Annotated in this window: 3 protein-coding genes and 1 pseudogene; 1 reads left to right on the plus strand and 3 read right to left on the minus strand. The window is 72.0% G+C overall.

From position 1 onward, the window contains the following. Positions 1-13: 13 nt before the first annotated feature. The 3 genes and pseudogenes from VM306_RS13570 to VM306_RS13580 form a co-directional block, all read right to left on the minus strand. Positions 14-3,643: a DUF4132 domain-containing protein gene (locus VM306_RS13570; protein ID WP_325514833.1), complete on the minus strand. Its 3,630-nt coding sequence runs from the start codon at positions 3,641-3,643 to the stop codon at positions 14-16. Between the two features lie 86 nt (positions 3,644-3,729). Next, entirely contained in the window at positions 3,730-7,263 is a 3,534-nt protein-coding gene (locus VM306_RS13575; RefSeq protein WP_325514835.1) for a DUF4132 domain-containing protein, read from the minus strand. Between the two features lie 91 nt (positions 7,264-7,354). Further along, positions 7,355-7,852, minus strand: a pseudogene (locus VM306_RS13580) (DUF3459 domain-containing protein); the annotation flags it as partial. 292 nt (positions 7,853-8,144) lie between these two features. Here VM306_RS13580 and VM306_RS13585 point away from each other — a divergent pair. Further along, positions 8,145-8,500: hypothetical protein (locus tag VM306_RS13585; protein ID WP_325514837.1), on the plus strand; the 356-nt coding region annotated here is incomplete at its 3' end.

Genomic DNA, 8,500 nt, shown 5'->3' on the forward strand with positions numbered 1-8,500 from the left:
TGGACGTCCGCGCTCAGGCGCGCAGGGACTCGAGCTCGGACAGCAGCTCGGAGATCGTGATCGGGTCGGCCTCGAACGTGGTGGCCGCGGTGCGCTGCGACGACCAGTAGCCCTGGCCGTCGGACGAGAACCACAGCTCCGCGAACTTGAGCTCGGGGAAGATGTCGATGGCGCCGGCCGCGATGCCGGGGTCGAGCGAGGCCACGAGGGCACCACCGGAGGGCAACGGGCGGGTGATCCAGCACTCGACGCCGCCGTCCTGCGGTTCGCCCCGGATCCAGCCCTTCTTGGTGAGGCTGAGGACCTTGCCCACCGGGTAGTCGACGTCGCAGTACTTCTTCAGCTGGGGCAGCACGCCGCCGCCGGACGGCAGCACGTGCAGCGGGCGGCTCAGCTGCGGGAACGGCTGGAGGATCTCGTAGTCGGCGAACACCTCGCCCCACTTCTCCAGCACGTCCCGGAGGTCCACGGGGTGCGCGACGCGGACGGTGGACCCCTCGGGGAGCGTGAACTCGTCGTCGTTCGAGTCGGCCAGCGTGCGGTCCTCCGCCAGCCGGAACGACTGCCCGTCGGCGGTGACCCAGACCAGGCGGCGGACGATGTGCCAGAGCAGCGGGTGTCCGGCCAGGACGCTGTGGAACTCCTCGGTGGTCCACGTGCGCTGGTCGACCATCGCCCGTTCCAGGCGGTGGATCTGGTCGGACGCGACGGCGCGGACGTCCTTCTTCAGCGCCGCGAACCGCTTGTGCTCCACCGGAGCCAGGTCCTGGTCGTCCTTCGCGCCGGGCTTGGGCAGGTCCTTGCGGCGCTTGCCGTCGGGGTCGAGGACGTAGGGCTTGAGCTGCTCGTCGAACCCGACGGTGAACCGGCGCGGGCCGTAGTCGATCACCAGCGAGGCCTCCTCGTCGAGACCGAGCCGCGGCACCAGGCGGTCCGCGAGCTGGTCGCGGCTCAGGCCCAGCTCGGTGGCGATCTGCGAGACCTTCTCCTGCGCCTTCGTCTTGAGGCCCTTGAACTTCACCTTCTCCGCGATGCTGTTCAGGTGCGACAGCGCCATCTCGGTGCCGATGTCGGCGAGCACGTCCAGGGCCGCCACGGCGCGGGCGTGCTGGCTCTCACCCGGCCACGTGCGGATCAACGGCGACAGCGCGCGCACCGTGGAGTCGTCACCGAACCAGCCGAGTGCGTTGAGCGCCCAGCTCTCCTTCGACGGCGCACCGACCTCCTGCCAGCGCTGGAAGACGGCCCAGGCGAACTCCGCCAGCGAGTCGCGGTCCAGCGCCTCCCCGGCCACCGGCAGACCGGCGTAGACGTCACCCGGCTTGGACAGCGCCGCCGTCATCAGCAGGTGCCGCGCGGCCTCGGGGGAGAGCGCGTGCCTGCGGTCGCGCAGCAGGACCTGGGGGAGCAGGCGGGTGTCCGCCCACTGACCGATCGACGGCAGCCTGGCGGGCAGCACGTCGACCGGGTCGACGGCCAGGAACGCCTCCAGCGCGGCGGCCGCCTCCGGGGTGGGAGCGAGCGCCACCACGTCGACGCCCGTGCCGTGCAGGTGGCGCAGCGCGGCCTCGGCGTTGCGGCGTGCGGCGCCCGCCTTGCCCAGGGCCGGCGGGATGAGGAGGCGGGCGGCCATCTCGCGGTGCCGGCCCAGCCACTCCAGCGCGACCTTGCGCACCTGCTTGAGCCGCACCATCCAGTCCGCCATCAGCGCCGCCACCTCGGGCGTGGCGAAGGGCAGCACCACCACGGCCGCGGTCGAGCTGGACTCGACGATCCGCAGCAGCGGCGGCAGGGCGTCGAACCCGAACCGCGCGGCCAGCAGCTTGCCCGTGCTCTCGGCGCTCCAGCCCAGCTCCGGGTGCCAGTCCGCGAGCAGGGGCCGCACCTCCTCCTCGGGCGCGAGGGCGAACAGGTCCCGCATGCGGTAGCTGATGCGGTTCGCCTTGAAGTCCTGCAACAGTTCCTGCCACGTCACCCTGTTGTGGGTGATGCGCTCCGGGGTGAGCCACTGCTCACGCTGGCCCGGCTCCCACACGAGCGACGACCGCGGCACCGGCAGGTCATCGATGACCACCGCCTTCACCGCGGGCTTCCGGTTCAGCCACGGCGGCGACGCGAGCAACGGCGGCAGCGCCTCGACCGGCGCCTCCGGAACCGCGGCCGACTCGACCTCGACGAAGCCCTCGGGCGCTTCCAGCTGCGAATACGTCTTCAGGTGCACGCCCAGCAGCTGCCGCACCTCGGTGTTGCCCGCCGCGCGCTCGCCGAGCAGCCTGGCCGCCCGCGCCGGGAACGCCGTCATCGCGGACAACAGCGCCGGACGCACGTACTTGGTGTCGATGCGGTCGAGCAGGATCGTGAACGCCTCGTCGGTGGGCAGCGTCGCGAGCACCTTCAACACCTGCTTGCGCCCGTCGGCGCGCTGGTAGCCGCGGTCGAGCGCATCGGCCAGCAACGGCGCGATGCCCGGACCCAGCACGTAGAGCGCGGTGTGCAGCACGAACGCCGAGTGGGTGATCGACGACTGGGCCTTCCGGAACTCCTCGAGCGTGCCGGCGCTGCAGGGGAGGATCCACCAGCGGGTGCCAGAGTGCGGCGTCTGACAGGCCTCGTCGAACCAGTCGGGGCGCCCCGGCAGCAGGAACGTCCGCACGAGCTTCGCGGTGGGCTCGGTCGCGCCTTCCAGACCGTCCAGCTTCTCGAGCACGGCCTCCGCGGCGTCGCGCTCCGCGTCGGTCGCGACCGCCAGCGCGTACCGCACAGCCAGGAGCATCTTCCCCTCGACGTTGTCGAGGATGATGTGGAAGTAACCGCCTCGCCACCGCAGGCGCTCGTTGCCGTACACACGCTGCTGGGGAAGCCACTCCGCAGACGAGGCCAGCCGGGTGAACGCGACCGTCGCCTCCGTCGCGAACACCACGCCGTGGTCGGCGATCCAGGCGTGCACGGACTGCTCGCCGCTCGCGACGATGGCCGCGATCCCCGCCGCTCCGACCGGATCGGGCCGACCGGCCAGGTGCTCGCGGGCGGCGTGCACGAGGTCGGGCTCGGAGGCCGGATCGGACAGGACGCGCTCGACGGTGGTGCCGATCTCCTGGTCCAGGCGCCGCCGGGCCTCCTCGGCCAGTCCGGTGTCGACGGTGAACACCGGGGCGGGGTCGAAGCCGCGCTGGCGGACCACGTCGCGCAGCCAGACCTTGGGCATGACCCAGGTGTCCTCGTCGGCGGGGAGGGGCTTGGTGCCGGGAGCGGGCTGGGCGGGCTCGTCGGTCGCGGGCCGCTCGGTCGGGACGGGGGAGAGGTGTGCCGCGGCGGTCGGTTCGGCTGCGGAGGCGGTGCCGGTGGCCGGGTCGGGTTGGGCTGGGGAGGTGGCGATGGTTCCTGCGGTGTCGGACTCGGCCGGGGAGACGGCGTTGGTGGCCGCGCCGGGCTCGGCCGAAGCCACCGCGCGGTAGCCCTTCTTCTCCTTCTCCGCCACCAGTTTCGCCACGTGCGCCTCGGCCGCCTCGGTGGAGGCGAGGTCCTTGGTCTGGGTCTGGCCGTGCGTGTCCAGCCGTCCGAAGCGGACGGTGACCGCGGTGCCGTCCCTGCCGACCTCCCAGAACTTCGCCGAGTTCCCGGAGACGAGCTCCCACCTGCGCACTGACTACTCCCTGCGTTCGATCCGTGACTGTTGACTGTGAACGTGTCCGCCGGTCTGACGTCCGTGCGAGGCCGGCCGTTCCCCTGTTACGCGTGCAGGGATTCCAGTTCCGAGAGGAGCTCGGAGGCGGTGACCGGGTCCACGTCGAACGTGGCGGGACCGCCGTCGCGCGGGGCGGACCAGGCGCCCGTGCCGTGGGGCGAGAACCACAGCGAGCTGAACGTCATCTCGGGGAACATGTCGACCATCCCCACGGTGATGCCGGGGTCCACACAGGCCACCAGCGCGCCGCCGGACGGGAGTGGGCGGGTCATCCACGGTTCGGTGCCGTTGTCCTGGGGCTGGCAGCGTTCCCAGCCCCGTTTGGTGAGGCCCAGGAGCCTGCCCACCGGCATGGTCCGCTCCACGTACTTCTGCAGCTGCGGGACGACGTCCTCGCCGGGGGTGAAGGCGTGGACGGGCCTGCCCAGCTGGGGGAAGGGCTGCAGGATCTCGTAGTCCGCGAACACCTCTCCCCACGCGGGCAGGGTGTCCGCCAGGTCGACCGGGTGGGCGACGCGGACGGTGGCGTCCTCGGGGAGGGTCACCTCGTCGTCGTTCGAGTCGGCCAGTGTGCGGTCCTCGGCCAGGCGGAAGGACAGGCCCGTGTCGGTGATCCAGACCAGGCGGCGGACCAGGTGCCAGAGCAACGGGTGTGCTGCCAGGACCGCGTGGAACTCCTCCGCGGACCAGGTGCGCTGGTCGACCATCGCCCGTTCCAGGCGGTGGATCTGGTCGGTGGCGATGCCGCGGACGTCCTTCTTGAGCGTGGCGAAGCGCTTGTGCTCGGCCGGAGCCAGCTCCTGGTCGTCCTTCGCCCCGGGCTTCGGGAGGTCCTTGCGGCGCTTGCCGTCGGCGTCGAGGACGTAGGGCTTGAGCTGCTCGTCGAAGCCCACGGTGAACTGGCGCGGGCCGTAGTCGATGACCAGCGTCGCCTCGTCGTCCAGGCCCAGGCGGGGGACCAGGCGGTCGGACAGCTGGTCGCGGCTCAGGCCGAGCGCGGCGGCGATGTCGGAGACCTTCTCCTGGGCGCGGGCCTTGAGGCCCTTGAACTTCACCCTTTCCGCGATGGTGTTCAGGTGGGTCAGTGCCACCTCGCTGCCGATCTGGGCGAGCACGTCGAGGCCCGTCACGGCGCGGGCGTGCTGGCTCTCGCCCGGCCAGGCGCGGATCAGGGGTGCGAGGCGGCGCACCGTCTCGTCGTCGCCGAACCAGCCGAGCGCGGTGAGGGCCCAGCCGTCCTTCGCCGGCGCCTCCACGTCCTGCCAGCGGCCGAAGACGGCCCAGCCGAACTCCGCCAGCGAAGCGCGGTCGCACGCCTCGACGGCGAGCGGCAGGCCGGGGTAGGTCGCGTCCGGTTTGGACAGTGCCGCCGTCATCAGCAGGTTCCGCGCGGCCCGGACGGACAACGCGCCCGAGCCGTCGGCCAGCAGCACCTGCGGGAGCAGGCCGGGGTCGGCCCAGTCGCCGACCACGGGGAGCTTCGTGGGCAGCACGTCGAGCGGGTCGACGTCGATCAGCGTGCGGATCGCCGCGGCGGCCTCGGCGGAGACGGAGGTGGCGACGGCGACGACGTCGACGCCGGTCTCCAGGTGCAGGTGCCGCAGGGCGAACTCGGCGTTGCGGCGCGCCGGGCCCGCGGCACCGAGCGCGGCGGGCAGCAGCAGGCGGGCAGCGGCCTCGCGGTGCCGGGCCAGCCACGAGACGGCGAACGCGCGGGCGGTCTTGAGGCGCACGAACCAGTCCGCCATCAGCCCGGCGACCTCGGGAGCGGCGTAGGGGAGGAGCACGACGCCGGACACGTGCGGATCCATCGCCGCCAGGCGCACCATCGCGGGAAGGGCGTCCATCTCGAACCGGGCCGCGATGCGCCTGCCCCAGCCCTCGCTGCCCCAGGTGTCGCCGGGCACCCAGCCGGCGAGCAGCGGGCGTGCGAGCTCGTCCGGGCCCGACGCGAAAAGCCTGTGGTCGTACGTGGTGGTGCCGCGGGCCGTCATCGCGGTCCAGTCACCGGCGTACCCGGACCACCAGCCCGTCAGCGCGGCCCACTCCTCGCGCTCGCCCGGCAGCCACGTGAGGTGGGCGGCGGGGGCCTGAACGTCCTTCAGCACCACGGGTTTGGCCTGCGGCCGACGGTGCTCCCACGGCGGCTCGGCGAGCACGCGCGGCAACGCGCCGGCGGGCGCGTCCGGCACCGTGACGGGCGGCGTCACGCCTTCCGGCAGGACAAGACCGGGATGCGACAGCAGGTGCAGGCGCAGCAGGTTTCGGACGTCCGCGTCGCCGTCGGCACGGAGCGCCAGCAGCCGGGCCGCCCGCGCCGGGAACGCCGCCATCGCGGACAGCAGCGCCGGCCGCACGTACCGCTCCCGCAACCGGGTGAGCAGCAACAGGAACGCCTCGTCGGTCGGCAGCGCCGCCAGCGCGTTCAGGCCCAGCCTGCGGCTGTCCGCGCCCATCTCGATCTTGGAGCGCAGGTTCGCGTCCAGCAGTGGAGCGAGGGCGGGCCCGTGCACGTGCAACGCCGTGTACGTGCCGACCGGCGACCAGATGAAGGGACCGACCCGCAGGTTCGCCAGCTGCTCCAGCGTGCTCGCGGCGCACAGCACCATCCAGAACGGCGCGTACTGGGCGGCGTTCGCCTCCTCGAACCAGTCGTGGCGGGTCGGCGCGAGGAAGGCGCGTGCCGCCAGGCTGAACGCGTCGCCGCCGAACTTCTCCAGCTCCGCCACCGCCGCGTCGTACGTCGGCTGGTCCGCGACCGCCAGCGCGGTCCGGACCTCCACCAGCGCGCGGGCTCTGCCGACGTCGTCCCCGTAGTGGCGCTGCGGCGCCCAGCGCAGGGAGTTGCCGGACCACTCGCCGGTGCGGCCGTCCTGGTAGTCGTAGACGTGCACCGACGGGTGGTGCACGGCGGCCACCGCCGCGAACGGCAGGCCGAACTCCTCGATCCACCAGTGCACGGGGGAGGACTCGGTGCAGGCGACCTTGGCGAGTGCCGCGGCACCCACCGGGTCGGGCCTGCCGGCGAGGTGGTCGCGCAGCGCCCGCACGAGGTCGTCCTTCGACGCCGGGTGGGCCAGGACCTCGGCGATCTTCTCGCCCTGCTCGGCGATCCGGTCGCGGAACTCCTGCGCCTGCGCGGGGTCCACCGCGAACTCCGGCAGGGGAGTGACGTCCCTGCGGGGCATCGCCTTGCGCAGCCACTCCTCGGGCATCACCCAGGCGTCCTCGTCGCGAGGAGGGGTGCTGGAGGCAGGCACGGTGGTGGTCGCAGAAGCGGAAGTGGGTGCGGTCGCGGGAGCCGGGTCCGGTGCGGCCGGAGGAACGGCAACTGCGGCGACCACGGCAGTGGAGATCGGCGTAGCGGCGGTGTCGGCGACGCTCTGGTAGCCCTTCTTCTCCTTCTCCGCCACCAGTTTCGCGACGTGCGCCCGCGCCGCCTCCTCCGAGGCCAGCTCCTTGGTCTTGGTCTGGCCCGCTGTGCCCAGGCGTCCGAACCGGACGGTCACCGCGACACCGTCCCGGGCCACCTCCCAGAACTTGGCCGAGCCATCGGCGACGAGCTCCCACCTGCGCACTGCGAAACCCCCTGGGGTCGATCCGGAGCTGATGACAACGGACCGTACCCAGGGGGTCTGACAGTTTTTGTTGATCAAACGAAACCGCTGGTCAGAGCCTCCACCACAGTGCGGTGTCCGGCGGGAGGAGCACCTGCCCGTCGCGCACGCCGTAGTAGGACGAGGCCAGCAGCACCGAGCCCGGGTCCGGCAGTTCCACGACCGCGCCGGACAGGTTCACCGCGCAGGCGACGCCGTCCCGTTCGAACCAGAGGACACCGGCCGGACCGTCCACCCAGGTGAGGCCGGAGCCCAGCGCGGGGTTCTCGCGGCGGACGCGCAAAGCGTTGCGGTAGAAGGACAACATCGAGTCCTGGTCGCCCGTCTGCGCCTCGACGCTGAGCTTGGCCCAGTCGGGTGGCTGCGGCAGCCACGACCCGCCGGGACCGAAGCCGAGCGACGGGCCGGAGGTGGTCCACGGCAACGGCACGCGGCAGCCGTCGCGGCCGCGTTCGGTGTGGCCGGACCGTTCCCACATCGGGTCCTGCAGCACCTCGTCCGGCAGGTCCAGCACCTCGGGCAGCCCGAGCTCCTCGCCCTGGTACAGGTATTCCAACACCGAAACCCGGGACTGATCCCGTGTTCATCTGAACACAGGAAGTCATGATCGGGACGCTAGGAGTAACAGCGAGCGATCACCTAACTCGGGATACGTCACGTGTTCAGAAGCGTCCTATCAGCCGCTCGGCGTTAAGGTCGCCGGGCGTGGTGGTGTTCAACCACGTGTCGAAGATGCGTTCGTGCCGTCGTCGTAGATTCGCGGCAGCGGTGTCGATGTCCGGCTGCGGGACAGCTGGTCGGACGGCTCGTTCGTGGGTAGCTGGCCGAGCCACGTCGACGCCGTGATCGCGCCGATTTGGCAGGAGGCGCTCGACGGCGCGGCCACCCAGGTGTGCGCGTTGTACGGTGCGCCGCAGGAGCTCGCGGCCGAACTGATGGTCCGCGGTCACCCAGCTCCGGGAGCACGACTCTGGATCCTGACGGGGAGCGCAGCGATGGCGAAGTCACGGGGCAAGCGGGGCCACATCGGTACCTCGATGGGCGGGTCGATCGTGCGGCTCCCGCCCAGGCCCCCCTTGCAGCGCACCAACAAGTCTTGCCCAGTGTGCTACTCGGTCGCCGGTCAGCCGTGCCGCCGGGTGGAATCCAAGCCCGGCGCGGCAAAGCTGAAGCTGGGCAGTCCGATCCCGACGATGCA

The organism is Lentzea sp., assembly GCF_035525475.1.
Classification (GTDB): Bacteria; Actinomycetota; Actinomycetes; order Mycobacteriales; family Pseudonocardiaceae; genus Lentzea.